General features: G+C 59.2%; 23 protein-coding genes. 10 read left to right on the forward strand and 13 right to left on the reverse strand.

Features of this window, described 5'->3' with window-relative positions; translation table 11 throughout:
* Nucleotides 1–134 precede the first annotated feature (134 nt).
* Nucleotides 135–1,073 (forward strand): AraC family transcriptional regulator, encoded by a 939-nt coding sequence (locus J5276_RS16645; RefSeq protein WP_013761499.1) that lies wholly within the window; start codon nucleotides 135–137, stop codon nucleotides 1,071–1,073.
* A gap of 112 nt (nucleotides 1,074–1,185) precedes the next feature.
* On the opposite strand, the gene J5276_RS16650 is transcribed toward J5276_RS16645, so the two are convergent.
* Genes J5276_RS16650 through J5276_RS16660 form a run of 3 tightly spaced genes read right to left on the reverse strand, consistent with a single transcriptional unit; the run spans nucleotide 1,186 to nucleotide 6,654 of the window.
* Entirely contained in the window at nucleotides 1,186–4,461 is a 3,276-nt protein-coding gene (locus tag J5276_RS16650) for an error-prone DNA polymerase (RefSeq protein WP_174011981.1), read from the reverse strand.
* Entirely contained in the window at nucleotides 4,458–5,975 is a 1,518-nt protein-coding gene (locus tag J5276_RS16655) for a DNA polymerase Y family protein (RefSeq protein WP_174011983.1), read from the reverse strand. Before J5276_RS16655 ends, J5276_RS16650 begins: the two co-directional genes overlap by 4 nt.
* Nucleotides 5,890–6,654, reverse strand: a complete 765-nt coding sequence (locus tag J5276_RS16660) for an ImuA family protein (protein WP_035199388.1) — start codon at nucleotides 6,652–6,654, stop codon at nucleotides 5,890–5,892. Before J5276_RS16660 ends, J5276_RS16655 begins: the two co-directional genes overlap by 86 nt.
* A 228-nt stretch (nucleotides 6,655–6,882) precedes the next feature.
* Between J5276_RS16660 and J5276_RS16665 the strand changes: the two genes are divergently transcribed.
* From J5276_RS16665 to J5276_RS16675, 3 genes are all read left to right on the forward strand, one after another.
* The gene (locus J5276_RS16665; protein WP_019564609.1) at nucleotides 6,883–7,236 is read left to right on the forward strand and encodes a DUF1304 domain-containing protein; all 354 of its coding nucleotides are present in this window, start codon (nucleotides 6,883–6,885) and stop codon (nucleotides 7,234–7,236) included.
* Between the two features lie 4 nt (nucleotides 7,237–7,240).
* Nucleotides 7,241–8,512: a glycerate kinase gene (locus J5276_RS16670; protein ID WP_174011985.1), complete on the forward strand. Its 1,272-nt coding sequence runs from the start codon at nucleotides 7,241–7,243 to the stop codon at nucleotides 8,510–8,512.
* A gap of 115 nt (nucleotides 8,513–8,627) precedes the next feature.
* Nucleotides 8,628–8,876 carry a hypothetical protein gene (locus tag J5276_RS16675; protein WP_038493930.1) on the forward strand — a complete coding sequence of 83 codons (249 nt, stop codon included), beginning with the start codon at nucleotides 8,628–8,630 and terminating at the stop codon, nucleotides 8,874–8,876.
* Nucleotides 8,877–8,998: 122 nt separating this feature from the next.
* Here the strand turns inward: J5276_RS16675 and J5276_RS16680 are convergent, their stop codons facing one another.
* The 6 genes from J5276_RS16680 to J5276_RS16705 form a co-directional block, all read right to left on the reverse strand.
* On the reverse strand, nucleotides 8,999–10,186 hold the full coding sequence (locus J5276_RS16680; protein ID WP_174011987.1) for a Gfo/Idh/MocA family protein: 1,188 nt from the start codon (nucleotides 10,184–10,186) through the stop codon (nucleotides 8,999–9,001).
* A gap of 71 nt (nucleotides 10,187–10,257) precedes the next feature.
* A complete protein-coding gene (locus J5276_RS16685; RefSeq protein WP_003510723.1) occupies nucleotides 10,258–11,310 on the reverse strand; it encodes a sugar phosphate isomerase/epimerase in 1,053 nt (350 codons plus the stop codon).
* A gap of 146 nt (nucleotides 11,311–11,456) precedes the next feature.
* Nucleotides 11,457–12,530 (reverse strand): ABC transporter ATP-binding protein, encoded by a 1,074-nt coding sequence (locus J5276_RS16690; RefSeq protein ID WP_038493937.1) that lies wholly within the window; start codon nucleotides 12,528–12,530, stop codon nucleotides 11,457–11,459.
* A gap of 17 nt (nucleotides 12,531–12,547) precedes the next feature.
* A complete protein-coding gene (locus J5276_RS16695; protein ID WP_003510727.1) occupies nucleotides 12,548–13,396 on the reverse strand; it encodes a carbohydrate ABC transporter permease in 849 nt (282 codons plus the stop codon).
* Nucleotides 13,389–14,327, reverse strand: a complete 939-nt coding sequence (locus J5276_RS16700) for a carbohydrate ABC transporter permease (RefSeq protein ID WP_003510729.1) — start codon at nucleotides 14,325–14,327, stop codon at nucleotides 13,389–13,391. Before J5276_RS16700 ends, J5276_RS16695 begins: the two co-directional genes overlap by 8 nt.
* 69 nt (nucleotides 14,328–14,396) lie before the next feature.
* The gene (locus J5276_RS16705) at nucleotides 14,397–15,698 is read right to left on the reverse strand and encodes an ABC transporter substrate-binding protein (protein ID WP_174011989.1); all 1,302 of its coding nucleotides are present in this window, start codon (nucleotides 15,696–15,698) and stop codon (nucleotides 14,397–14,399) included.
* A gap of 196 nt (nucleotides 15,699–15,894) precedes the next feature.
* On the opposite strand from J5276_RS16705, the gene J5276_RS16710 reads away from it, so the two are divergent.
* The 3 genes from J5276_RS16710 to J5276_RS16720 are packed head-to-tail and all read left to right on the forward strand — an operon-like array spanning nucleotide 15,895 to nucleotide 18,907.
* Complete coding sequence (locus J5276_RS16710; protein ID WP_060642279.1) at nucleotides 15,895–17,094, forward strand: ROK family transcriptional regulator; 1,200 nt, start codon at nucleotides 15,895–15,897, stop codon at nucleotides 17,092–17,094.
* 53 nt (nucleotides 17,095–17,147) lie between these two features.
* Nucleotides 17,148–18,248, forward strand: coding sequence for a Gfo/Idh/MocA family protein (locus J5276_RS16715; protein ID WP_174011991.1), 1,101 nt, complete (start codon nucleotides 17,148–17,150; stop codon nucleotides 18,246–18,248).
* A 17-nt stretch (nucleotides 18,249–18,265) separates the two neighbouring features.
* On the forward strand, nucleotides 18,266–18,907 hold the full coding sequence (locus J5276_RS16720) for a ThuA domain-containing protein (RefSeq protein WP_003510737.1): 642 nt from the start codon (nucleotides 18,266–18,268) through the stop codon (nucleotides 18,905–18,907).
* A 46-nt stretch (nucleotides 18,908–18,953) separates the two neighbouring features.
* On the opposite strand, the gene J5276_RS16725 is transcribed toward J5276_RS16720, so the two are convergent.
* The gene (locus J5276_RS16725; protein ID WP_174011994.1) at nucleotides 18,954–20,312 is read right to left on the reverse strand and encodes an amidase; all 1,359 of its coding nucleotides are present in this window, start codon (nucleotides 20,310–20,312) and stop codon (nucleotides 18,954–18,956) included.
* A 347-nt stretch (nucleotides 20,313–20,659) separates the two neighbouring features.
* Here J5276_RS16725 and J5276_RS16730 point away from each other — a divergent pair, with 347 nt between their 5' ends.
* From J5276_RS16730 to J5276_RS16740, 3 genes are all read left to right on the forward strand, one after another.
* Complete coding sequence (locus J5276_RS16730; protein WP_013761514.1) at nucleotides 20,660–22,978, forward strand: EAL domain-containing protein; 2,319 nt, start codon at nucleotides 20,660–20,662, stop codon at nucleotides 22,976–22,978.
* Between the two features lie 30 nt (nucleotides 22,979–23,008).
* Nucleotides 23,009–23,902 carry an amino acid ABC transporter substrate-binding protein gene (locus J5276_RS16735; protein WP_149910142.1) on the forward strand — a complete coding sequence of 298 codons (894 nt, stop codon included), beginning with the start codon at nucleotides 23,009–23,011 and terminating at the stop codon, nucleotides 23,900–23,902.
* Between the two features lie 67 nt (nucleotides 23,903–23,969).
* A complete protein-coding gene (locus J5276_RS16740; protein ID WP_003510747.1) occupies nucleotides 23,970–24,872 on the forward strand; it encodes an amino acid ABC transporter substrate-binding protein in 903 nt (300 codons plus the stop codon).
* Nucleotides 24,873–24,917: 45 nt separating this feature from the next.
* On the opposite strand, the gene minE is transcribed toward J5276_RS16740, so the two are convergent.
* Genes minE through minC form a run of 3 tightly spaced genes read right to left on the reverse strand, consistent with a single transcriptional unit; the run spans nucleotide 24,918 to nucleotide 26,756 of the window.
* Nucleotides 24,918–25,178, reverse strand: coding sequence for a cell division topological specificity factor MinE (minE, locus tag J5276_RS16745; protein ID WP_003510750.1), 261 nt, complete (start codon nucleotides 25,176–25,178; stop codon nucleotides 24,918–24,920).
* Complete coding sequence (gene minD / locus J5276_RS16750) at nucleotides 25,175–25,990, reverse strand: septum site-determining protein MinD (protein ID WP_003510752.1); 816 nt, start codon at nucleotides 25,988–25,990, stop codon at nucleotides 25,175–25,177. The genes minE and minD overlap by 4 nt, the downstream gene beginning before the upstream one ends.
* Nucleotides 25,991–26,027: 37 nt before the next feature.
* Complete coding sequence (gene minC, locus J5276_RS16755) at nucleotides 26,028–26,756, reverse strand: septum site-determining protein MinC (protein WP_003510754.1); 729 nt, start codon at nucleotides 26,754–26,756, stop codon at nucleotides 26,028–26,030.
* Nucleotides 26,757–26,837: the final 81 nt, after the last annotated feature.

Below are 26,837 nucleotides of genomic sequence, written 5' to 3' on the forward strand. Positions count from 1 at the left end.
CAAAACGATGAAGCCGGTGGGAGCCCGGTGCGTCGCCTCACAAATCGATGGTCGTAAGCTACGCGTGACAGGTCGGCGTTTCCATGCTAAAAAATCCGCATTCCTTAACCAAACGTCCGAATTTGTGAGTTGCCATGAATGATGCACTGACGGAAATGCTGCGTGGTCTGCGGCTTGACGGCGTGGAATATGGCCGCTGCCGCATGGCAACGCCCTGGGCGACGGCCTTTCCCGAGCAGGAGGCGGCGCGGTTTCATTTTATCGGCGTGGGCCAGGCAAAATTACGCAAACCTTCAGGAGAATGGCTGACGCTTACGTGCGGCGATGCAGTGCTTCTTCCCCGTGGCCACGCCCATGTGCTGGGCAGCGGCGAGGATGTGACACCTGCCCTCTTCGACCGGTTCGGTAAAAAGGAAGTATGTCAGGGCATTTTCGACATGGAATGTGCCGGTGCCGGCGGCGATACGGTGGCGTTTACCGCCTCGATGCGTTTCAACATGGATAATCTGCATCCGCTTTTGCAACTGATGCCGGACGTGATGCTGACGAGCGATCTTGCCAAAAGCGATCCGGCCATTCCGCATCTCCTGGAAGCCATGGCGCGCGAAGTGGAACTGAACCGTGTTGGTGCCGGTGGCATTCTGGCGCGGCTTGCCGATGTCTTGACGGCAACACTGATCCGCACATGGGTAGAATATGGTTGCGGCGATTCCAGCGGTTGGCTTGCCGCCGTGCGCAATCCCGAACTCGGACGGGTGCTTGCAGCGATCCACCTTACCCCCGAGAAAGACTGGAGCGTGGAAGAGCTTGCCTCCCTGATGGGTGCATCCCGCTCGAGTTTTGCAGAACGCTTCACCCGTGTGGTGGGTGAAAGCCCAGCCCGTTATGTCGTTCGCATACGCATGCATCAGGCGCGACTGTGGCTGCGCGAGGGTATGCGTGTAACGCTGGCGGCGGAAAAGCTCGGCTACGATTCCGAGGCATCCTTCAGCCGCGCCTTCAAACGCGTGATCGGCGCGCCGCCCAGCCAGTTCCGCAGGAAGGACACCTCTGGTCTGGAAGATGCGGCATAGAGCGCATCTTAGAGCACGTCCGGCTTAAACAGAATCTTTGGACGCGCTCTATCTCTTTGTTTTTACGAATTTTCTGGACGTAAAACCGCTACGCACTTTTAGTGGAAATGCTCTAATGGAAATTGCGGGAAATGACCTTTATCCTCTCCACCTCATCTCCATCCTGGGTCGCAGGCGGTGGGCGTTTCCTGATGTTGCGATGATCGTCCGGCGGAATACCGTGGTGGAACTCGTCGCCGCGCCCATGCGGCAGAGGAAAGGGGTGGTTGCGCTCACCCACGCTTGCCAGCGCCTCTGACAGATCGGTCAGCCGGTGCGCGACCAGATGCACCACCTCGCCTTCCCGTTGGATCTTGCCGTAAATGCCGACCATACCGGCGGAAAGCACCACGCGCCGGTATTTTTCGAAGGTCTTTACCCACAGAACCGCATTGGCAATACCCGTCTCATCCTCCAGAGTCATGAAGATCACTCCCTTTGCCGAGCCTGGGCGCTGGCGCACCAGAACCAGCCCCGCCGTTTCCAGCCACGTGCCATCACGGACGCGCACCGCCTCCGCGCAGCTGACGATGCGCCGGCGGGAAAGATCGCGCCGCAGGAAGGACATGGGGTGTTCGCGCAGGGTCAGCCCCACATGGCCATAATCCTGCACCACCTCGCCGCCATCAGTCATGGGCCGCAGCGCGACGGAGGGTTCGGAAAGCTCATCCACCACAGCGTTTTCCCGGCTGGCAGCGGCAGCAAAAAGCGGCAAAGGCTCATCCCGCAACGCCTTGATGGCCCACAGCGCCTCGCGTCTGGAAAGCGACAGCGACGGCAGAAAGGCATCGGCTTCGGCGAGACAGACTAGGGCAGCGGCGGGAACACCTGCCCTCCGCCAGAGATCGTCCACGGAAACGAAATCGCGATCCTGACGGCAGGCGACGATTTTTGCTGCATGATCGTTGGAAAGCCCCTTCACCATGCGCAGGCCAAGCCGCACGGCGTAGCGCTCTTTACCATTCGCATTCTTCTTGCCCGTGGGCTCCAGCGTGCAATCAAACCGGCTGTTGTTGACGCAAACCGGGCGCACCTCCACGCCATGGTCACGCGCATCACGCACAATCTGCGCCGGGGCGTAAAACCCCATGGGTTGCGAATTGAGAAGCGCCGTACAGAAAATATCGGGATGATGGCATTTCAGCCATGAGGAGGCATAGGCGATCAGCGCGAAGGAGGCCGCATGGCTTTCTGGAAAACCATAACTGCCGAACCCTTCCAGCTGCTTGAAGATGCGTTCGGCGAATTCTTGCTCATAACCACGATCCACCATGCCATCGATCATATCCTGACGGAATTTGGAGATGGTGCCGACATTCTTGAAGGTCGCCATGGCGCGACGCAACTGATCCGCCTTACCGGGTGAAAAACCGGCGCATTCGATGGCGACGCGCATCGCCTGCTCCTGAAACAGCGGTACACCCAGCGTTTTGCCCAGCACGCCTCTCAGCTCCTCTTTGGGATAATGTTCTTCTTCTTTTTTGTCACGGCGACGAAGATAGGGGTGCACCATATCGCCCTGAATGGGACCGGGACGAACGATGGCGACCTGAATGACGAGATCGTAAAATATCTTTGGCTTCAACCGCGGCAGCATGGACATCTGCGCCCGGCTTTCAATCTGGAAGGTACCCAGCGTGTCGGCTTTCTGGATCATGGCATAGGTGGGGTTATCATCCTGTGGGACAGTGGCGAGATCGTATTTAACGCCCGTGCGCTCCTCCAGCATGTTGAAACCGCGTCTCATGCAGGAGAGCATGCCGAGCGCCAGGCAATCCATCTTCATGAATTTGACGATATCTATGTCGTCTTTGTCCCATTCGATGATCTGCCGGTCGTCCATGGCGGCGGGTTCGATCGGCACCAACTCGTCCAGCCGGTCATGGGTCAGAACGAAGCCGCCCGGATGCTGGCTGTGATGGCGCGGCGTGCCGACAAGCTGGTTGGCCAGCTCGAAGGCGAGCTTCAGGCGGCGGTCCTCCATATTGAGGTTCAGTTCCTGCACCTGTTTTTCGCCCACCCCTTCGCTCCAGCGCCAGACCTGCGAGGACAGAAGTTTGGTCAAATCTTCCGGCAGGCCCAGAACCTTGCCGACATCGCGCAGCGCCCCGCGCCCGCGATAACGGGTGACGACCGAGCACAGCGCGGCCTTGTCGCGACCATAAGTGTTATAAACCCACTGGATGACCTCCTCGCGCCTTTGATGCTCAAAATCCACGTCGATATCAGGCGGCTCGCGCCGTTCTTCCGAAACGAAACGTTCGAACAGGAGATCAACCTTGAGAGGATCGATGGCGGTGATGCCGAGCACATAACATACCACCGAATTGGCGGCTGAGCCGCGCCCCTGACAGAGAATATTTTCCCCCCGTGCAAATTGGACGATGGCATTTACCGTCAGAAAATACGGTGCATATTCCAGCCTGCCGATAAGCCCCAACTCATGATGCAGCGCCTTTTCGACCTTCTCCGGCAGACCATCCGGATAACGCCCCGGCGCCGCTTCCCAGACGAGCTTTTCCAACGCCTGTTGCGCCGTCAGCCCCGGCAGGCTGCGCTCTTCAGGATATTGATAGACCAGCTCCTTCAACGAAAAGGTGCAACGCTTCGCGATTTCGAGGCTGCGGGCCAGTGCTTCCGGGTAGCGGGCAAACAGCCGGTGCATTTCCTGAGGCGGCTTCATATAGCGGTCGGCATGCCGCTCGCGCCGGAAACCCGCCTCGTCAATGGTGCAATTGTGCCGGATGCAGGTAACGACATCCTGCAGCATGCGACGCTCGGGCACATGAAACAGCACGTCATTGGTAACAACAGTCGGCACATCAGCGGCTGCAGCCATATTCGACAATTCGAAAAGCCGCATCTGGTCGTTGGGTCGTCTTCGCAGGCTCAGCGCCATATAGGCCCGGTCAGCAAAAGCAGCTTTCAACCGGCGCAGGCGAAGCGCGCAGCGATCGTCAGCCAGGTCGGCGAGCAGCACCACGATAAGGCCTTCGCCATAAGCTACGAGATCGTCCCATGTGAGCCGACACTTACCCTTGCCACCCCTCTTCTTGCCGACGGAAAGCAGCCGGCAAAGCCGCCCGTAAGCCGGGCGATCCATGGGATAGACAAGCACGGAAAGATCGTCATCCAGATCGAGCCGGCAGCCGATGACGAGCCGGATGCCATGATTATCGGCCGCTTCATAAGCGCGGGGAATGGCCGCAAGGCTATTGCGATCGACGATGCCGAGTGCCTCGATACCGAGATTTTTTGCCTGTTCGAACAGTTCATCACAGGAACTTGCACCGCGCAGGAAGGAGAAATGCGTGGTCACCTGAAGCTCGGCATAGCGCGGCGTGCTCATGCGAAGACCCCATGGATGAACCAGCCCTGCGAGCCCGTCTCGGTATGTTCGCCATCACCGGAGCGGAAAATCCAGAAACGCTCGCCGCTTTCGTTTTCGACAGTGAAATAATCGCGCACGGCGGCCTTTTCGCGGTCGCGTTTCCACCATTCGCCAAACACCCGTTCCGGCCCATCAGCGCGCCGTACATTATGGCGCACGCCTTTCCAGATGAAATAACGCGGCGGATGATCCGGAAGCAGCGCCAGAGTTTCGATGGGTTCCGGCCTTGCAAAAAGCCTGACCGGGCGCGGCCAGTGGCAAGGCCAGCCGAGCGTATCCTCAGGTGCCAGCGCCGCAACGCTGGCAAGAGAACGTTCCGGCACGTCGCTTGCCACCGCCGCATAACGATATACCCTGTGGCCACGATTGAGGATGACATCGACCGTATCGGCGATTTCCGCACGCCCTTCCTCCAGAAGCGAGGACCGGGCCTGCGCGGCGACAAGCGGCTCGGCATGGGTGGCGGTCAGCACCATCATCTCGATGCCGAAACCGGGATCGATGGTATCGATACGGTCGGTCAGAAGCCGGACAAGCTGTTTGACATCACGCACCGGTCTGGAGGTGCCGGCCCGCACGGCCTGCAAGCCGCTATCCACCCGGTGCAGCACAAGATCGACGCGACGTGCGCCAAGGCCGCGCTTTTCCAGCGAGACGCAAAGCTCAGCAACCAGCTTTTGCACATAGCGGGCAATTGTCTCCGCCGCCGCGATCGGCTCGGGAAAGGCGCGGCGCGCCTCCACCAGTTCGGCAATGCGCACCGGCTCGATAGGTTCGCCAGTCTCGCCGAAAGCCTGGGTAAGCCGCCTGACCACTTCCGGGCCGAAACGCAGGGTCAACGGCGCCCGTGGAGCCTCGGCAAGTTCGCCTATGGTGCGAAAACCGAGCACCTTCAATCCGGAAACGATACGCTCCTCCAGCCTGAGCGCCGCCAGCGGCAGCTCGCTGATCGCCGCCCGCTGCCCGCCCGGCGATACGATGCTGATCTCCTTACGGCCAAACCGGGCAAGCGCATGGGCCGCCCCCCAGCTATCGGCAATGGCAGCGCGGGCGGCGAAGCCTGCGGCATGCAGGCGGTTCACCATGCCGCTCAACATCAGCGTCTCATTGCCGTGCAGATGGTCCGCACCTGCCGTATCCAGAACCAGCCCATCAGGCGGATCTGCGGCGACGATCGGGGCATAGATACGCAGGAAATGAAAAGCGAGTTGTTGCAGGGCGCGGGCATCCGCCGCCGCATCCATATCCTCGACAACGAGACCCGGCACCAAAGCCTGCGCCTTGCTGACGGGTGTGCCGGGCCGGATGCCCGCCGCCTTTGCTGCCTTGTTCAGCGCCAGCACCAGGCGGCGGCTGCCCTGACGGCCGATCATGACCAGCGGCTTTTCAACCGGCGGCGCGTTCTGCCCCGAAAGACGCCGGTAGCGATCCGTCGGCCATGTCGGCAGGTAAAGCGAGACGACCCTTTGCATCACAGGCTTCCACTTCAAATGCAGCGCTTTCGCCGCCGCGACATCGCAAAAGTTCCAGAAACCAGCGTGGCCTGCCCACCCCCGGCACCGGCAGGGGCGAAGATGGCCGGACAGAGACACGCCAGCGGGTGACAGCGGCCGTCGGCTCGCCAAACAACGCCGCATCGGCCGGGCGCCGGAAGCGGCGGATGGCGATGCCCGTGACACCAGAGGTTTCCGCCGCCAGTTGCAACCGTCGCGAGGCATTCATCGGCAACTTCGCAAGCTCGCCCATCACGGCGCCAAAACCGTTGCAGCGCAAGCCTTCCTCGAAACAGTCGAGCACGCCTTTCTCATCGCGGCATTCGACGATGATGACCCGATTCTGCGACAGGCCCGCCTGCGTCAATCCCGGCATGAACAGATCCCTGCGGGTGACACACCATAAGACCTTGCCGGACAGCCTTGCTGCCACGCCGGCCGCAAAAAGCGCCGCTGCCGCACCATCGGCGGCGCCATTGCCGCCGCCGCTCACCTCATGCAGGCAACCGAGCTTCAGCCCGCCTCCAGGCAAATGGTGATCGATGGCATCCACGCCGAAAGGCAAGGCCTCGTGCAGGCGGTGAGGACCGCCACCGATCCTTTCCAGCCTTTCACGCAGCTCTTCGACAACGAGCAACTGTTCCGCGCGCTTTTGCATGGCATGACAGGTTTCAATTCCGGTTTTTCAGTTCTATTGTTCCTGTTTTGTTCTTATTTCAGCAAAGAGTCAAGCAATGCTGTGCGGCTCTTCAACAGGTTTGCGCGGGAAGAGAGGGATTATGGCCTTGCGGCCATGTGTACCACCGTTAAAACGGATTATCCGGTCGGCCTCTCCCTTTTGCGGATAATTGACGCGCCGGACATCAGGGTTTGGAGGAAACCGTCGATGATCGCCAGCATTCTGATTGCCGTGGTTGCGGCCATCCATGTTTACATCACCATTCTGGAAATGCTGCTGTGGGAAAAGCCGGCCGGCCGCAAGGCCTTCGCCCTTTCTGCGGATTTTGCGCGACAGACGAAGGTGCTTGCCGCCAATCAGGGGCTTTACAATGGTTTTCTGGCAGCCGGATTGATCTATGGGCTCACGCAGGGCGATGAAGGACTGAGTTTCAAGGTCTTCTTCCTCACCTGTGTCCTGATAGCCGGCATTTTCGGCGCCATTACCGCCAATATGAAAATCCTGTTCATTCAGGCTTTGCCGGCATTGTTTGCGCTCGGCTTCCTCTGGATCGGAGTATGAACCTATGACCGCATGGAACGATCTCCGCGCAAAAGACGCCCTCAACCGCATATTTATGGCGGCAGTGGCGAGTGCCGATCCCGCAAAGGTGCTGCAACATCATCTTCCTTCCCCGCCCAAGGGCAGGTGCGTGGTGGTCGGCGCGGGCAAGGCCTCGGCTGCCATGGCCGCAGCGCTTGATAAGGCCTGGGCGGATGTGAACCTCTCCGGTATCGTCGTAACCCGTTACGGTCATGCCGTTCCGGCCCGGCGCATCGAAATCATCGAGGCCTCCCATCCCGTGCCCGACGACATGAGTGCGGAAGCGGCAAGACGCATTCTTGCCGCCGTTGAAGGGCTGACCGCAGACGACATGGTGATCGCGCTAATTTCCGGCGGCGGTTCGGCACTGATGGTCGCACCTGCCGAAGGCATGACGCTTGCGGACAAGATGGCCGTCAACCGCGCACTTCTTGCCAGCGGCGCGACGATTTCCGAGATGAATGCCGTGCGCAAGCACCTCTCCCGCATCAAAGGCGGACGACTGGCGCTGGCCGCCAAACCGGCCAGAGTGGTTTCGCTGTTGATTTCAGACGTACCGGGCGACGATCCCTCCGAAATCGCTTCCGGCCCCACGGTTGCCGATCCGAGCGATATCAACAATGTGCGGGAAATCGTCTCCCGTTATGCGCTCGATCTTCCCGAGAATGTGCGCAAAGTGCTGGAAAAGGGCGAGGAACCGCCGAAGGCAGGCGATATAGAAGAGGACATCAGGCTGATCGCGACACCCTCGCTCGCCCTACAGGCGGCGGCGGACGAGGCGGTGAAGCTTGGCCTTACGCCGCTCATCCTCGGGGATTCGCTGGAGGGCGAGTCAAAGGATGTCGGCGCGGTGATGGCGGGTATCGCCCTCTCCGCCAGCCGCAAGGGCCTGCCAGTCAAAGGCCCGGCCGTGCTGCTTTCCGGCGGAGAAACCACGGTAACGATCGGCAAAGGGCTGGCCGGCAAGGGTGGGCGCAACACGGAATTTCTGCTGAGCCTTGCGCTGACGCTGAAGGGTGCAGGCGGTATCTGGGCCATCGCCGGCGATAGCGACGGCATAGACGGCGTTGAGGATGCGGCAGGCGCACTGGTGACGCCCGATACGCTTGCGCGTATGCGCAACGCCGGTGCCGATCCGCGCCAGTCGCTGGTGGGACACGACAGCTACACCGCCTTCAAGGCGGTTGGCGACCTTGTCGTGACCGGTCCGACGCGGACGAATGTGAATGATATCAGGGCGATTTTGATCGGGTGAAAGCAGGAGAGTTCGAGCCTGTTATGGCCGTGCGGTGCGCATCGTTGAAGGTGGCTGTTTTGACTATACCGTCGGACAGGTATAATCTGGTGGCCTGTCTTTTGGAGCCTCAGCCATGCGTTTTGGAGTGCTCGTAATTGGTCTAGCCCTGGCCCTGATCCCCACCTTGGCGGATGCCCACAATTGCAAATGCCGAAATCGCGGTGTCATGTTCGAACTCGGCCAGACATCCTGCCTGAGGGTCGATGGCGGCTCCTATCTCGCGCGCTGCGAAATGAAACTTAACGTCTCGTCCTGGACGAGAATACAGGACGGTTGCCCCGTGACTGAACGAATGCAGCAGCAGATGACACGCGCAAATTGATCACGTCTTCAGGTGGGTCGTGAGAGGAAAGCAGGCAGAGATACGCCGAGAGCTTGCCCCCTCATCCGGCCCTTCCCCCCCCCCCGCAGGGAGAAGAAATACGCCGTGACGCCATGTCGATCTTACAGCTTCACCCAGCCGCCATTCTTCTTACCGGATTCGATGCAGGCGGTGACAAAAGCGACGCCTTTGACACCGTCATCGACGGTCGGATAGGTGACCGCCTTGTCTAGCTCCGAACCGGTGCGGCGGGCTTCGATGGCTTGGGCCGCTTCGGTATAGATGGTCGCGAAGGCTTCGAGATATCCTTCCGGATGGCCCGATGGAATGCGCGTGACGCGTGCGGCCGCGGCACCGGCGCCAGCGCCGCCGCGGGTGATGAGCTGTTTCGGCTCGCCAAGCTTCGTGAACCAGAGATAGTTCGGATCAGCCTGCGTCCACTCGATGCCGGCCTTGTCGCCGTAAACGCGGACCTTCAGCCCGTTTTCATGCCCGACAGCCACCTGGCTGCACCAAAGCAGGCCCTTGGCTGGTTGCTTGCCGTCCTTTGGCTTGAAGCGCAGCATCACATGCGCATTGTCGTCCAGACGGCGACCCTCCACGAAGGTATGTACATCCGCTGCCAGTTCATCGGCTTCCAGACCGGAAATGAAGCAGCCGAGATTATAGGCATGGGTGCCGATATCCCCTGTGGAGCCGCCGACACCGGATTGCGCCGGATCGGTGCGCCAGACGGCCTGTTTCGCACCGGTCTGCTCCAACGGCTCAGCCAGCCAATCCTGGGGATATTCCATCTGCACCAGACGGATGTTCCCGAGCGCACCGGTTTCCACCAGTTCACGCGCATGCCGCACCATAGGATAACCGGTGTAGTTATGGGTGAGGATGAACAGCGCGTCCGCCTTGTCCGCCACGTCCTTCAGCTTTTTGGCATCCTCCAGATTGGAGGTCAGCGGCTTGTCGCAGATGACATGGATGCCGCGTTCCAGAAACGCCTTCGCCGCAGGATAATGTACGTGGTTGGGCGTGACGATCGCTACCGCCTCGATACCATCCTCGCGAAGCGCTTCCTTCTCGGCCATTTCTTCGAATGACCCATAGCAACGCTCTGGAGCAAGCCCGAGTTCGCGGCCAGAGGCGAGGGATTTTTCCGGTGTCGAGGACAAGGCCCCGGCCACGAGATCGAAGCGGTTGTCGAGCCGCGCGGCCATGCGGTGAACGCCGCCGATAAATGCACCCGAACCGCCACCCACCATGCCCAGGCGAATCCGCGTGTTCGCCTTGTCGGTTGTCTTTCCTTCAATAGCCATAATGTCTCCTCGGCATTTTCTAAGCGCATTCCCACACGGAAAACGGCTTCACACTTTTCCTGGAAATGCTTTTAAAGCCCAAGCATGCGCCGGTTGGCTGCATCATCGGTGCCGGCAGATGCGAAATCATCAAAGGCTTTTTCCGTGACGCGGATGATATGGTGCTTGACGAACTCGGCCCCTTCCCGGGCACCGTCTTCAGGATGTTTCAGCGCGCATTCCCATTCAACCACTGCCCATCCGTCGAAATCATTGGCAGCCATTTTCGAGAATACCGCACCGAAATCCACCTGCCCGTCACCCAGCGAGCGGAAGCGGCCCGCACGGTTGACCCAACCCTGATAACCGCCATACACGCCCTGGCGGCCGGTCGGATTGAACTCAGCGTCCTTGACATGGAACATCTTGATGCGGTCTTTGTAGATGTCGATATTGTCAAGATAATCAAGGCATTGCAGCACGTAATGCGACGGGTCGTAGAGCATGTTGGCGCGCTTGTGGTTCTTCACACGCTCCAGGAACATCTCGAAAGTCACGCCATCATGCAGATCTTCGCCGGGATGGATTTCGTAGCAGACATCCACGCCCTGCTCATCGGCGTAATCAAGGATCGGCGTCCAGCGTCTTGCCAGCTCGTCAAAGGCGGTTTCCACCAGACCGGCCGGGCGCTGCGGCCACGGATAGATGAAGGGCCAGGCAAGAGCACCCGAAAAGGTCGCATGTGCGTTGATGCCGAGATTTCTCGAAGCCTTCAGGGCAAGCTTCACCTGTTCCACCGCCCATTGCTGGCGAGCCTTCGGATTGCCGCGCACTTCAGGTGCTGCAAAACCATCGAAGGCCTCGTCATAGGCGGGGTGAACGGCAACCAGCTGGCCCTGCAAATGGGTGGAAAGCTCGGTTACCTCGACGCCGTTCTGGCGGGCGACACCCGCAAATTCATCGCAATAATCCTTGGATTCCGCAGCCTTTTTCAGATCGATCAACTGCCCGGCCCAGGTGGGAACCTGCACGCCGGCATAACCCTTTTCTGCCGCCCATTTGGTAATGCCGTCCCATGTATTGAAAGGCGCAGCATCACCGGCAAACTGACCGAGAAAAAGACCCGGTCCCTTGATCGTTTTCATAAAAATCTCCTCCTGTATCGATACAGTTCAGCGGTAAAACCGCTTTGGCTCCCAATTTGCCAAGCTAACCGCTCATAATTTTCAGACAAGCCCCAAATGCCGGGGAGCGAGAGAATTTCGTTATTCCACTAAAAAACGAAACACGTCTAAAGCGCCAGACCGCTTGCCCTGTCGAACACATGCACACGCTCGTGATGCACGGTGGCGGCAAAGGGGGTGTTGACCTTGACCAATTGCTCGCCATCCACCACCGCTGTAACCTGATCGCCCGCCAGTTCGAAGACCACATGCGTCTGCGCGCCTGTCGGCTCGACCAACACCGTCCTGCCGGACAGTGAAATATCGCCGCCGACGGTCGAACCTATATGTTCCGGTCTCAACCCGATCGTCACCGGCTGGCCGCGCTTGACATTTCTTGAGGCGGCAATGCGGATCGCCGTCCCGTCCTTCAGCCGGGCGGCAGGTTGATCTCCCTCGCCGTCGACCACGCCTTCGATGAGGTTCATTGCCGGTGAGCCGATGAAGGCGGCAACGAAAAGATTGGCAGGTGTCTTGTAAAGTTCGAGCGGCGTGCCCTGCTGCTCGATACGGCCGTGATTGAGCACCACCACCCGGTCGGCCAGCGTCATTGCCTCGATCTGATCATGGGTGACGTAGATGGAGGTCGTACCTACTTTCTGATGCAGAGCCTTGATTTCGCTACGCATCTGCACGCGCAGCTTGGCATCCAGATTGGACAACGGCTCATCGAACAGGAAGACGGCCGGGTTGCGCACCACGGCGCGGCCCATGGCTACGCGCTGGCGCTGGCCACCCGAAAGCTGCGAGGGCTTACGGTCCAGAAGCTTGCCGAGATCGAGCATGCGGGCGGCTTCCGCAACGCGCTCATCGATGACGTTTTTCGGCTGCCCGGCAAGCTTCAGGTTGAAGCCCATGTTTTCGGCGACCGTCATATGCGGATAAAGCGCATAGGACTGGAATACCATGGCGATATTGCGCTCGCGCGGCGTCATGGAATTGACGACGGTGCCGCCAATGAGGATATCCCCATCGGTGATTTCCTCCAGCCCGGCGATCATGCGCAGCAGGGTAGATTTGCCGCAGCCCGAAGGCCCGACCAGCGCAATGAATTCGCCGTCGGTTATATCGAGCGAGATGCCGTGAATGACATCGAGCGAGGCATAGGACTTGCGGATATCCCTAAGTTCGACGGAAGCCATGTTTTGCTCCTTTCAAGTCACGATTTGACGGCACCGGCCGTCAGGCCCGCGATGATGTGTTTCTGTGCGAGGAAGAAGACGATGACGGTCGGCAGGATCGTCAGCGTGATGAAGGCGAGCACGAGCTGCCATTCCGTGCCGAATTCGCCGCGATAGACCATGATGCCGAGTGGCCAGGGATATTTCGATTCTGAGTTCAGCATGATCAGCGGCAGAATGTAGCTGTTCCAGCTGCCGACGAAGGAAACGATCCCAACCGTCGCCACGATGGGTCGTGAGAGCGGCATCGAAATGTGCCAGAAAAAGCGCAGATAGCCGCAACCATCCACGAAAGCGGCCTGAAACAATTCTTCCGGCAGATTGCGGAAGTAATTGCGAAACAGAAGGATGCTCATGCCGAGCCCGAAAGCCACCTGCGGCAGAACCACGCCCCAATAGGTATCGAGCAGACCGAGATCGCGGATGCGAATGAACAGCGGCAGGATGGCGGTCGCCGCCGGGAACATCAGTCCCAGCAGAAAGTAATTCAGCAGGAAGGAAGAGCCAAAGAACTTCACATGCGCAAAGGTGAAGGCGGCCATGGCCGAGACGGTCAGCGTCAAAAAGACCGTCAACAGCGCAATCACCAGCGAATTGAATATCTGCAGCCAGTAGCGTTTGCCAAAGAGGATATCGCCGTAATTGGCCCATTGCCACTCGGCTGGCAAGCCGAACGGGTTGACGCGCAGATCCCCCAGCGTCTTGAAGCCGCCAAGCGCCGTCGTCAGAAGCGGGATGAGCACGATGGCCGCGATCAGGCTCAGCGATATATAAAGATAGAGCTTTGTTTGCAGCGGCATGCGGACGGAAGTGGATGGTTCAGTCATGGCGCATGAAAATCCTTTTGTAACCGAAGGCGAGCGTCACGCAGATAACGAAGAGTACGACACCCACCGCGCTGCCAAGCCCCACCTGCATGCGCATGACGCCGTAGGTGTAGAGAAAGGTGACCATGGTTTGCGTGGAGTTGGACGGACCGCCACCGGTAAGCGGCATGATCATGTCGAACAGCTGTAGCGAGCCGATCACCGCGAAAAAGACGGACAGGCGCACCGTTGAGCCGAGCATAGGCAAGGTGACGTATCGAAACTTCTGCCAGCCGGAGGCGCCGTCGATTTCGGCAGCTTCCAGCACGTTCTTGTCGACGGATTGAAGGCCGGCGATGAACAACATCATGTGGAAACCGAAATACTTCCAGACGATGACGCCAAGCACGGCGTAGATCGCCACATCCTTGTCGGCCAGCACGTAAGGATTGGCGAAGCCGAAGAAATTGGAGATGGCAGCGAAAAGGCCGTAATCGCCATCATAAACGAAGCGCCAGATCAGGCCGGCCGCGACATCCGCAAGGACATAGGGCAGGAAGAAAACCAGCCGAAAGGCAACGACGCCCGGAAGGCGGTGCGCCAGCATCATGGCAAGCCAGATCGCCAGCGGGATCTGGATCAGCACGGAAATCAGGATGATGAGGCCGTTATTAAGCAGAGCCTGAGAAAAGGCGGCATTGCCGAACAGGACCTGGAAATTCTTCAAGCCCACGAAATCGGTCGGCGTGCCGTAACCGTTCCAGCGGTAAAGGCTGTACCATGCCGCCTCGCCCATGGGCAGGATGACGAACAGGGTAAAGAGCAGCAATGCGGGCGGAAGGAAGACCAGCAGGGTCAGCGCACGGTCATGCGCGACTGAGCTTTGCTTGCGCTTCGTCTTCGACGCGCCGCGCGCCGGTATGGACGCAGAAGTCATGGAAATATCCGTCATCTCTATCCGCTTTCATTCAGGCAGATACTGCGGCGCCGCGTCCCGCGCGGCGCCGTCATGGAACCGAAATCAGCGAAGCTCGAAAGCATCCTGAATTTGCTTGGCACCCTCTTCGGCGCTCATCTGGCCGGAAACGATTTCGACGGAGACATCGTTGACCACGCGGCCAACGGCAGCGCCCAGTGTCTGGTCGAAGAAGTTCTGGTGCCAGGTAGAGCTTGCAAGCTGCTTGGCCGAATCCGCCAGCAGCGGGTTCTTGACCGCTCCATCCGCACCCGTCGCAACCGGCAGGATCATGCCCGCAGCCGCCATCTTCTCTTCACTTTCCTTGCTGGTCAGGAAGGCCGCGAAATCGATCGCTTCCTTGGAAGCGTTTTTCGTGACTGCCCAACCATTCAGACCGCCCAGCGTGTCGGTGACTTTGCCAGCACCACCTTCGACGGCGGGAAAGGCGAAGCGACCGATATTGTCTGCCGCAAGGCCTTTGCCGTCACCGGCATTCTTGCGCTGGTTGGCTTCAGTATTGTCAAAGCCGAGGATCATCGCGGCCTTGCCATCACCGAAGACGCCGAGCGCCTGGGGCCAGGTGGAGCCGAGATAGCCGGGCTGGAAGGGTTCGAGCTTGCCGAACTCGGCCAGTTGCTCGCCCGCCTTGATGATGGAGGGATCCATGAAGCCTTCACCCTCGCCCTTGCGGGCGGCGTCGAACACGGTCTGCCCGCCATTGCGCATGACGAGATAGCTCCAGTAGAAATGGATCGGCCATTTTTCACCGCCACCACCGGCAATCGGAACGATACCGGCTGCCTTGATTTTCTTGACGGTGGCGCCGAGATCGTCCCAGGTCTTGATGTCTTCCGCCTTTACGCCCGCCTTGGCAAACAGCTCCTTGTTATAAAAGAAACTGACGAGGCTAACCTTGTAGGGCACTGCCCAGACCTTGCCGTCAAAGGAGAGGCCGTCGATTGCCGCCGCGTTATAGGCTTGGCGCAGCTTGCCACCATCGGCGTCGAAAACCTCGCTCAAATCCTTGAGTGCGCCGGTTTTTGACTGTTCCTCAAGGACGCCGCCGCCCCAGCTATAAAAGAAATCGGGAACGTCGTTGGATTGCAGCAACGTCGGTAATTTGGCCTTGAAGGCCTCGTTTTCCAGAAACTGCAGTTGCACGTCCACGTCGGGATGTTTGGCCTCATAGTCCTTGGCAATCTCCTCCCAGACGGCCACGGCTTTGGGGTCCAATTCCACATGCATCCATTTAACGACCGTTGCGGCCGAGGCGCTTGCGGCGCCGAGCATGAGAGCAATGCTTGTCGTTGTGGCAAAGCCTATCAGCCTGCCGCCCAGGCTTGCGCCTGCGTGCCTAATCGTCATGATCGTGATCCTCCCTCGGGGATTTCCTCATTTATTCCCCAATGCGGATTAATTCACCTTAGCACTCGCTCATTGTCAAGGCGCCATGCCGATTTTTTGAGCGAATGGCTTGACACACCCCTCCCTGACACCGTTATTTAATCCGCAATCCGACATAAATTGGTTTTCGAACCGGCATTGATCGCAGCAGGACCCCATGAAGACCGCAGACCCAGAACTGATGCGCGCGATCAACCGGCTAAGCGTGCTGGACAGCATCCGCCGCCATGGACCGATCTCCCGGGTGGAAATCAGCGAAAGAACGCAGCTTTCCACCACCACCGTATCCGCGATCACCGCATCGCTGCTCGATGACGGGCTTATCCTTACCCGCCATATCGGCGATATCCGCACGGAGGGCGCACGCGGCAGGCCGCGGGTGATGCTGGAGCTGAACCCGGATGCGGCCCGCGTGGTGGGCGCCAAGATTGCGGCAAGCCGCATGGTCTTCGTCGTCACCGACTTTTGCGGCAACGTGCTGTCCACCCTCGCCCTGCCGATCCGTGTAGACCGCCAACCGATCGGCGTCATTGCCGATCTGGTGGAAGACGGGGTGCGGCGTTGCGTGGTTGATGCCGGACTGTCGCTGGAAGATGTGGACATGGTCTGCCTTGGCCTGCCAGGCGTCATCGAACATCGCACCGGCAGGATCCGCAGCAGCCCTATCCTGCGGGAAGTAAACGTCGATTTTGCCGAGGAAATGACCTCACGGCTGAATTCCCCCACCATCATCGAAAGCGACGCCCACGCCATCACGCTTGCCCATCACTGGTTTGGCCATGCGCGCGATCTGGAGGACATGGTGCTGATCTCGCTCGAGCAGACACTTGGGCTTGGCGTGATGCATCAAAACCAGCTGTTTCGTGGTGCAGGCGGCCTCAGCCACAATCTCGGCGACCTCGTGATTGGCCTTGCCAGTGAAGGAACCGTGCGGCTGGCGAGCCAGGCGGGCGAGAACGCCATTCTCGGTTCCCGCCCGGTGGACGGGCGTTTTGCAGAAGCTATCCGGCTTGGTCGCGGCATGCAGCATGCCCATGCGCTGATTGCGGCGGAAGACAACGATCTTATTGCGGCAGCCTTGCGCGCCGGTGCAGCCCTTGGCCTGACGCTTGCCAATATCGTCACGCTGTTTGCGCCGCCACGGGTCATCATCACCGGCTCCAGTCTCGAGCTCGGCGAGCCCTTCATTGCCAGCATCCGCGACAGTTACAACGCCGCCGTGCCGCCATCGCTGGCAGGCGTCGCAGAGTTGGTTTTCGACGTTGCAAGCGACGAACTGTGGGCGCAGGGGGCGGCAGCTGTCGCACTTTACGAGCTTTACGAATCGCCATGGAACACGACAGGGCCGGCGCTCTAGCCGGCAAGGTTGAGAGTGGGCTTAGGCATTTCTGATTTACGGGAGGAAATCACATGAACAAGGTCGGCATCGGCATCATCGGCTGCGGCAACATCTCCAGCGCCTATCTCAAGGCGATGGCGTCGTTTCCCATTCTCGACATTCGCGGACTGGCGGATATGAACGAGGAGGCAGCAAAAGCGCGGGCAGACGAGTTCGGCCTTCAGGCAAGAAGTATCGACGAACTTCTGTCTGACCCCTCCGTGGAAATCATCGTCAACCTGACGATTCCCAAGGCGCATGTGGAGGTGGGCCTGCGCGCACTTGAGGCGGGAAAACATGCCTATTCGGAAAAGCCGCTCGGCATCAATTTCGCGGAGGGTAAACGGCTTGCGGACGCGGCAAAGGCAAAGGGCCTGCGCATCGGTTCGGCACCGGACACTTTCCTCGGCGGCGGGCACCAGACCGCGCGCCGCCTGATAGACGAAGGCGTGCTCGGCCAGCCGGTTGGCGGAACGGCTACCTTCATGTGCCCCGGCCATGAGCGCTGGCATCCCAACCCCGCCTTTTATTACGAAGTCGGCGGCGGGCCGATGCTGGATATGGGACCCTATTACATCACCGATCTCGTCAACCTGTTCGGCCCGGTCGCCAAGGTGGCAGGTTTCGCCATCGCGCCGCGCAACGAACGCCTCATCACCAGCGAAGCTAAGAATGGCGAGAAAATCCCAGTCCATGTCGCCACCCATGTTTCCGGCGTGCTGGCATTCAAGAACGGCGCGGTAGTGCAGGTGGGCATGAGCTTCGATGTGGCGGGCCACAAAAATGTACCGCTGGAAATCTACGGAACGGAAGGCACATTGATCGTGCCCGACCCCAATCATTTCGGCGGTGAGGTGCAATTGCTGAAAAAGGGCGGCCAGTTCGAGCCGCAGGCACTGTCTTCGCCCTATGCTGACGGCAACTACCGCTCGATCGGCGTGGCCGACATGGCCCATGCGATCCGCGAAAACCGCCCGCACCGCGCCAATGGCGATCTTGCCTTGCACGTGCTGGAGGTCATGGAGGCCTTCCAGACGGCATCGGACAGCGGCACCACCGTTTCCATCACCACCGAGGTGGAGCGCCCTGCTCCCCTTGAAACTTCGCTGGTCGACGGCCAGCTCGGCAAATAATCCCGAGGAGGAAATAAATGCGCGAAGCACTCATCGTCTGGGGCGGCTGGAGCGGCCACGAGCCGCAGGAATGCGCCACCATCGTCAAAGACATTCTCGAAGAGGATGGTTTTAAGGTCTATGTCGAACACAGCACGGAGGCGTTCGCCGATCCTTCAGTGCATGATCTGAGCCTTGTCGTGCCGATCGTGACAATGTCGAAGATCGAGAAGGAAGAGATCAAGAACCTCACCGCCGCCGTCGAAAACGGCGTCGGCATTGCCGGCTTTCACGGTGGTGCAGGCGACAGTTTCCGCGACTGCGTCGAGTACCAGTTCATGATCGGCGGCCAGTGGGTCGCCCATCCCGGCAATATCATCGACTATCACGTCAACATCACCCGCCCCGACGACCCGCTGATGGAGGGAATTTCCGATTTCCCCTACACATCGGAGCAATACTACATGCATGTCGATCCCTCCAACGAGGTGCTGGCGACGACAAAATTCACCGGCGACCACGCCTGGTGGATCGACGGTGTAGTGATGCCGGTGGTCTGGAAACGCAAATACGGCAAGGGCCGCGTCTTCTATTCGGCGCTCGGCCATCAGGCCAAGGAGTTTTCCGTGCCGCAGATGAAAACCATGTTCCGCCGCGGCGCCAACTGGGCGGCACGTTGAAGCGTGCACTGAGAGGCGGCCAAACAAGGCCGCCTTTTCCCTATCATCAACCCCGGATAATTTCCTCTGCAGCCATCGCCACACCCAGAACGTGGTCATCCGTGCGGTGCAGGCCTGATAGCAGCAGGCCAACGGGCATGCCCGCCTCGCCCGTGCCGCAGGGAATGGAAACGCCGCAGAGATCGAAGAAGTTGCCGATCTGGGTGTTGCGCAGGGTCTTGGCATTCATAGCAAAGAAGGTCTCATCATTCTCCACAAGCGGTGCGACCTTGGCCGCGACATGAGGCAATGTCGGCGATATCAGCAGCTCATTCTTTCCAATCATGCCCGAAAAAGCCGCCGTCATGCGTTCGCGCGCCTCGATGATGGCGATGTAATCCGGCATGGAGATATTCGCGCCCAGTCTTGCTCGCGCAACCACGCGTGGGTCCATGCGCGCCGCATCAGCACCTTCCAGCCGCGCCTTGTGCAGGGCGAAGGCTTCCGCCGTTACCAGCGCACCCTTTTCCTTGATAAGATCGAATAATTGCGAAAAGACCGGGAATGCCTGCCGCCGCACAGAAGCGCCGGCCCGGGAAAGCCGTTCCACCGCCTGCTCAAAAGCGACCGCGACGCCCTCCTCGATGCCATCGAAAAACACTGTTTCCGGCACGACGAGCGACAAGCCAGACAGAGGCGTGCGCGCCGCATCAACAGCCGCCTTGCCACGCATGGCGGCATCTACCCACACGGCGTCCTGCACAGTGCGAGTGAGCGGGCCGAGCGAATCGAGACTTTTAGCCAGCGGATAGACGCCGCGCATCGAGTAACGGCCGCGGCTCGCCTTGTACCCCACCACACCGTTGAAGGCGGCGGGAATGCGCACCGATCCGCCGGTATCCGTACCGATTGCCACCGGCACCAGGCCGGCCGCAACCGCGACACCCGCGCCGGAAGAAGAGCCGCCCGGCAGCCGGTGGACATCCGTGGAGGCGGGATTGCGCGGGGTTCCGTAATGCGGGTTGATGCCAAGGCCGGAAAACGCGAACTCGCTCATATTGGTACGGCCGATGCAGACCATCCCGGCGTCCTTCAGCGCGCTCACTACATCCGCGTCACGGGACGCAGGCCCATCGTTCGAAAGCACCGTCGATCCAGCCGTGGTCACAGTGCCTTCGAGATCGAAAAGGTCCTTCCAGGCCACTGGAATGCCGTCGAGCACGCCGCAGGATCGACCCTCGCGAATGCGTTTCAAGGCGCCTTCCGCCTCAGCCATGGCCCGCTCCGCCGTCAGGCCGACAAAGATCGCCCGGTCTTCCGATTTCCCGATTGCATCAAGGGTCTCTTCCGCCAAGGCGCGCGGATCAAGATGGCCGCTCTGGATGAGAATGGAAAGCTGCGCGATGTTTTTGCCCTTGTGAGCCATGATATGTTCCCTGAAACCGGCATGTTACGCACAACATGCCGTTTATCGGCAGCTTGGCAAGGTCAATCGCGGTACCCTTGCAACCATAAAGCCCGGTTGATGAGCGCGAAAAGAGGCACCAATGCAATCGGCGTATTTGGCGTCGATGTCCCATCACAAGCCATCGAATATTTCAACCTGAGGTACATATTTTCGGCGCCTTATATAAGCGGCGACTATAAAAAGACGGATTAATTCTTAATCGCATCTAAACTTTGTTGAATTATTTAGCAGACACCATTGAAATACATGCCCTATAAAAATTCCATAAAACAATCATAACGCGACATCGCGGGGGAATATCGCGAATGGAAGAGACTGCCTATCGGGGGATAGATAGACAGACTGAAACCGGTGACACGCTTCGCTCAACGACGCAGCCGGTACCAGGCCGCTTTTCGCGGCGGCGTTCGCTCGCCAGCAAGATAACCCTGATATTTCTCGGCGGCGTGATCTTTTCCTACAGCATCGGGGCGCTCGTCGGCTGGTACATGTTCGTTGCCGCCGCCAGCGAGCAATGGCTCAACCAGGCCCGCGTCAATTCACAGATTGCCAGCGCCACCCTGCGCAGCATCTACACCTATGTCAGCGTCACCGCCGACACGGACGGACAGGTGAACGGCATCTTGACCGACAAGCCGATTGGCGACGACGCTTCCATCCTCGTTACCGGCTTCAACCCCAGCGACGTTCTCGCCCTCATCGGTGCGCAGACCAAGAATGCCGTCTGGCTTTTCCGCTACGATGAGGCCGATTCCGGATTCCGTCAAATCGCGGCGGCCTTCGACAACGCCACCGACGACGCCGAAAAACCGATTGCCACCGATCCCATCTTCTCCAGAGATGCGGTCGCCGCGCGTTTTGCCACCGGCTTTGCGACGATTGGCGATTCCAGCCATTATATCGGCCTGTTGCCGATCATCAGCACGGAAACGAAAAAACCGATTGGCGCGGTCGCCGTCAGCATCGGCGGTTCGGACGCGCTTTATGGCGCGCAGCGCAAGCTCATCTACAATTCGCTCGTCGCCCTGATCGTTGTTCTGACCGTCACCGGCGTTCTCGTGACGCTGATTGCCAGGCATTTTCTGAAACCCGTTCCGGCGCTGGTGCAGGCAACACTCAGGATCGCCCGTGAGGAAACCGATGTCGTCACGCCGTTTCAGGATCGACGGGACGAGATCGGCGATATGGCCACCGCCATCGAAACCCTGCGGGAGGCCGTTCTGGAACGTGGACGGCTCAGGCAGATCCGCGACATGGCGCAGCAACTGGAACATATGGCCCATCACGATGCGCTGACGGGGCTTCCCAACCGCGTGCTCTTGATGAAGACGCTGGAGAACCGTCTCGAACATCTTTCCACGTCAGGCCAGCCGTTCAACGTCATGCTGCTCGATCTCGACCGCTTCAAGGCCGTCAACGATACGTTGGGACACGCGGCAGGCGACGCCCTGCTGGTGGCCGTGGCCTCGCGGATTTCCTCCGTGCTCGGTGAAAACGACATGGTGAGCAGGCTCGGCGGCGACGAATTTGCGATCATACAAGCGGTGACCGATAATTGTCGCGAGGATGCGGGCGCGCTGGCAAAGCGCGTGGTCCATGCGGTCTCGCGCAGCTTCAGCCTCGAAGGCAGCCATATAAGCGTCGATACCAGCATCGGCATCGCCTGCGCGCCCGATCACGGCAACTCCGCCACCCAGCTTCTGCAACATGCGGACCTTGGTCTCTACCGGGCGAAATCCATGGGATGCGGCTTTTTTGTCTTTTACGAGCCTGGCATGGACATGGCGGCGCAGCACAAGCACGCGCTCGAAATAGACATGAAATCCGCGCTCGAAAACCACGAATTCGAGCTGTACTACCAGCCCGTGGTCAATCTGGAGAGCGGCCGCATTGTCGCCTACGAGGCCCTTGCCAGATGGCGGCACAGCAAGCTTGGCATCATCACGCCGGATCGCTTCATAACGCTTGCCGAAGAAAACAATTTCATCAAACCTCTGGGCGAATGGGTTTTGGCGCAGGCCTGCATGGACGCCATGACCTGGCCCAGGGATATCCGACTTGCCGTCAATCTTTCCGCCGTGCAGCTTTGCAATGACGATATTGTCCCGATCGTTGACGGCGCGCTGAAAGCCTCCGGCTTCCCGGCCGAGCGGCTCGAGCTTGAAGTGACGGAAACGGCAATGCTCGAGCGCGACAACAGCGCCAGGGCTTTAAAGCTGCTGAAGGAAATGGGCGTCCGCCTCGTGCTTGATGATTTCGGCACCGGTTATGCCGGGTTGAGCACGCTGACGCATGTTGCCTTCGACAAGATCAAGATCGACCGCGAATTCGTTTCCGGCCTGCCGGAAAATCCAATGTGCTCGGCCATCGTCAACACCATCATAGACATGGCAGAACAGATCGGCCTGAAAGTCACCGCCGAGGGCGTGGAAGACAAGAAACAGGTCGAGGCCCTCAAGCTTTCCGGATGCGACGAGGCACAGGGCTATTATTTTGCCGAGCCGGCGCCGCTTGCCCGGATACTCAAGAACCGTGCCGTCATCGCCCAAACCGGAAACGACGAATATAGCGACGTCGGGCGACCGATGCAGGAAACCTATTACCCGCCACAAAAAGCGATTTGAGAACGCGGCTGACAGCCAAAAGGACATAAAATGCGCATTTCAGTATTTTGCCTTTTCCTCACATGCTTTATCCCCACAGCTCCGGTGCAGGCCGCCGGCGAAGGCGATACGCTTCGGCAGATTGCCAAGACCGCGAAAATCCGCATCGGTTATCGTGAGGCCGAACCGCCGTTTTCCTATCAGCTGCCGGATGGAGAAGTGACCGGCTTCTCGACTGATCTTTGCCGCGCGATCAGCGAGGACATCCGCACGCAACTGAAGCTGGACAAACTCGACATTGAATATGTAAAGGCCACGCCCGCAACCCGGTTCATTCTCGTCCGTAGCGGCAAGATCGATATTGAATGCGCGGCGACGACCAACAACAGCGAACGCCGGAAAATGGTGGATTTCTCCTATCCGAATTTCATGACCGCGACGCAATTTCTCTCCCGTAAACAGGACAATCTAAAGAGCCTTGCTGATCTGGCCGGACGCTCCGTCACATCCGCCTCCGGCACGGTCAACATCGAGCAGCTCAATGCGGTGAACCGCGAAAAGAACCTCAATATCTCGGTGATGCCCACAAAAACCAATGAGGAAGCCTTCGAACTCGTCGTTGCCGGCAAGGCCTCTGCTTTCGTCATGGATGGCATATTGCTGGCGGCTCTGGCGGCAACATCGGAGAATCCCGACCTCTACGCGCTCTCGGACGAAACGCTGAGCGCACCCGAACCGTATGGCCTGGTGTTTCGGCGCAACGACCCGGCCTTCAAGGCGGCGGTCAACGAAAGCCTGCGGCAGATCTTCACCGGTCCCACCATTCACGGCCTTTACGAAAAATGGTTCACCCAACCCATTCCGCCCAATGGCATGAATCTGAACCTGCCGATGACCGCCTCCTTGAAACAAGCCTATGACCATCCGAGCGAATACCGGGACTGAGGGCGTAAAAACCCCAACTCTATTTTACGAAAATGTTTTGACAGATAATTTTGGCTGGAGATGCGCGATGCAGAGATCGACATTGTGGCTCATGCTTGGGGTTTTTAGTCTTTTACCCACCATTGCAGCCGCCGACGAGACCCAACCGCCTACACTCGAAACCATTGCCAGAACCGGCACCATCCGGCTCGGCTTTGCCGACAGAAATCTTCCCTTTTCCTATATGGGAATTGGTCCGGAGCCGATCGGTTACAGCATCGAACTTTGCCTGAAGGTGGCGGATTCCATCAAGAAGAAGTTGGGCCTGCCAGAATTGAAAATCGATTTCGTCAAGCGCACCCCCAGCAACCGCATCACGCTTCTCAATGACGGCACAATCGACATGGAATGCGTGGCGAGCACGAATACGGAGGAAAGACGCAAGGCAGTGTGGTTTTCCTACAGCCATTTCATCACCGGCACGCGTTATGTCGCGCTGAAATCAAGCAACATGACAAGCGTCAGCGATCTTGCCGGGCGAACCGTGGTGGTGACGACGGGAACGATCAATATCAGTCAGCTGAATGTGCTTAACCGCAAACTGGGACTGAACATCGCCGTCCTGCAAAATGACAGTACGGAAGGCAGTTTCGACATGGTGACGGAAGATCGAGCCTCGGCCTTCGTCATGGACGATATTCTTCTGAGGTCCTTCGTCGCTGAAACGGGCAAGCCCGAAGACTATTCCATCTCGAACGAATATCTCGCCCCACCACAGCCCTATGGCCTGATGCTCCGACGGGGCGACACCGCCTTCAAGAACGCCGTCAACGAAGCCCTTGGGAAAATTTATGCAAGCGGCGAAATCAACGCGATCTACGACAAGTGGTTCAACGCGCCGATCCCGCCGAACGGCATAAACCTCAAGCGCCCGCTTCCCGACGATCTGGCCGAGGCATTTAGAATGCCGGTCGATACGACGGCAGAGTAAAGAAAAACGCCGCCCTGCAAGGGGCGGCGGTATTCGGAGAAAACATCACGCGGCGCGCAGGTCGGCGCTCAACGGTATCTCGACATCGATCTCCAGTATGGAGACGTGCTCGTCACGATCCATCTTCACATGCACCCGATCGTTATCGATCTGCACATGCTTGGCGATGACGGCGAGAATTTCTTCCCGGAGGACGGCGACGAGATCGGTTCCCGACGACGCCCTTTCGTGGGCAAGCAGCACCTGCAGTCGCTCGCGCGCAAGCGGTGCCGACTTTTGTTTACGGAATAGGCCGAAAATGCTCATGCAGCCCTCCTAGCAAAGATCTTGGAGAAGATACCCCGCTTTTCGCCCGGAATGACCACCGGAATGTCCTCGCCTGACAGGCGGCGGGCAGCGTCGAAGTAAGCCATGGCAGGTGCACAACGGGCATCCGCGAGCGTAACCGGTGCACCGACGTTGGAAGCACGCAGCACATCCGTGCTTTCGGGAATGATACCGAGCAGCGGAATGGAGAGGATTTCCAGAACGTCGTCGACCTTCAGCATGTCGCCACGCTCGGCACGGGCCGAATCATAGCGCGTCAGAAGCAGGTGCTTTTCCATGCGCTCGCCGCGTTCGGCCTTCAGCGTCTTGGAATCGAGCAGGCCGATGATGCGGTCACTGTCACGCACCGAGGAGACTTCCGGATTGGTGACCACGACGGCCACATCCGCATGGCGCATGGCCAACGTCGCGCCGCGTTCGATACCGGCCGGGCTGTCGCAGATGACCCAGTCGAAATGTTTCTTCAACTCGGCGATGACCCATTCCACGCCTTCGGGCGTCAGATTGTCCTTGTCGCGTGTCTGTGAGGCGGGCAGCAGGAACAGCGTCTCGAGGCGCTTGTCGCGGATCAGCGCCTGCGTCAGCTTGGCATCGCCCTGGATGACGTTGACGAGATCGTAAACCACCCGGCGTTCAGCACCCATGACGAGATCGAGGTTACGCAGTCCGACGTCAAAATCGACAACCACGACCTTCTGCTTGTTCTGCGCCAATGCCGCGCCAAGCGCTGCGGTCGAGGTGGTCTTGCCAACCCCGCCCTTGCCGGAAGTAACAACGACTACCTTCCCCATACGGCTCTCCTGTTCCTGTGTTGTTTTCTCTATGTCGTCAGCCAAGTTTTTCGGCCTTTATCGTATCGTTTTCCAGCCACAGCTGAACGGGCTGGCCGCGCAGCTTGTCGTCAATGTCCTCGGCAACCTTGTAGACGCCGTCGATTGCCAGTAGCTCCGCTTCAAGCTTGCGGCAGAAGATGCGCGCCGAAACATTGCCAAGCGAACCGGCCATGGCGCGACCGCGCAACGCCCCGTAAATGTGCACCGACCCGCCCGCGATGATTTCCGCACCCGAGGCGACCGAACCGATGACGGTCACATCGCCTTCGGGGAACATGATCGACTGGCCGGAGCGCACCGGCTCGTTGATGACCAGCGACTGCACCACGGCCCGAACCTCGCCCGAAGCGCGCGGCTTTTCTTCCGGCAATTCGGCAGCGATGGCGACGGGCTCGACCTCGACATCTGAAGCGGGCTTTCCGCCCTTCAGCGACGGCGGCATGCCCGGCTCGATCATCGAGGGGCGAACACCTTCGATCCCCATGATGCCGACATTACGTTCCGTCAGCGCTGCCAGCAGAGCCTTCAGCCCTGCCTTGTCCAGCGACAGCTCAGACGCATCCAGAACCACCGGACGCGACAGGAAGAACCCTGCCGAACGTGCAGCAAGATCATCCAGCCGTTCCAGCCATTGATCGAGCGGAGCTTCAGGGGACAGAACGACCGCGAGGAAGGAGCGGCCTTTGATACGGATCGAACGCTGGTCTGTTAGCACTTTGGTCATCTTGGTAAACAAATCGTTGACAATTAGGTACCTCGAATATGGTTAACAAATGGTTAACAACACCCCTTAAACGACGGTTTC

The sequence above is a fragment of the Agrobacterium sp. S7/73 genome (assembly GCF_019355535.1).
GTDB lineage: Bacteria > Pseudomonadota > Alphaproteobacteria > Rhizobiales > Rhizobiaceae > Agrobacterium > Agrobacterium tumefaciens.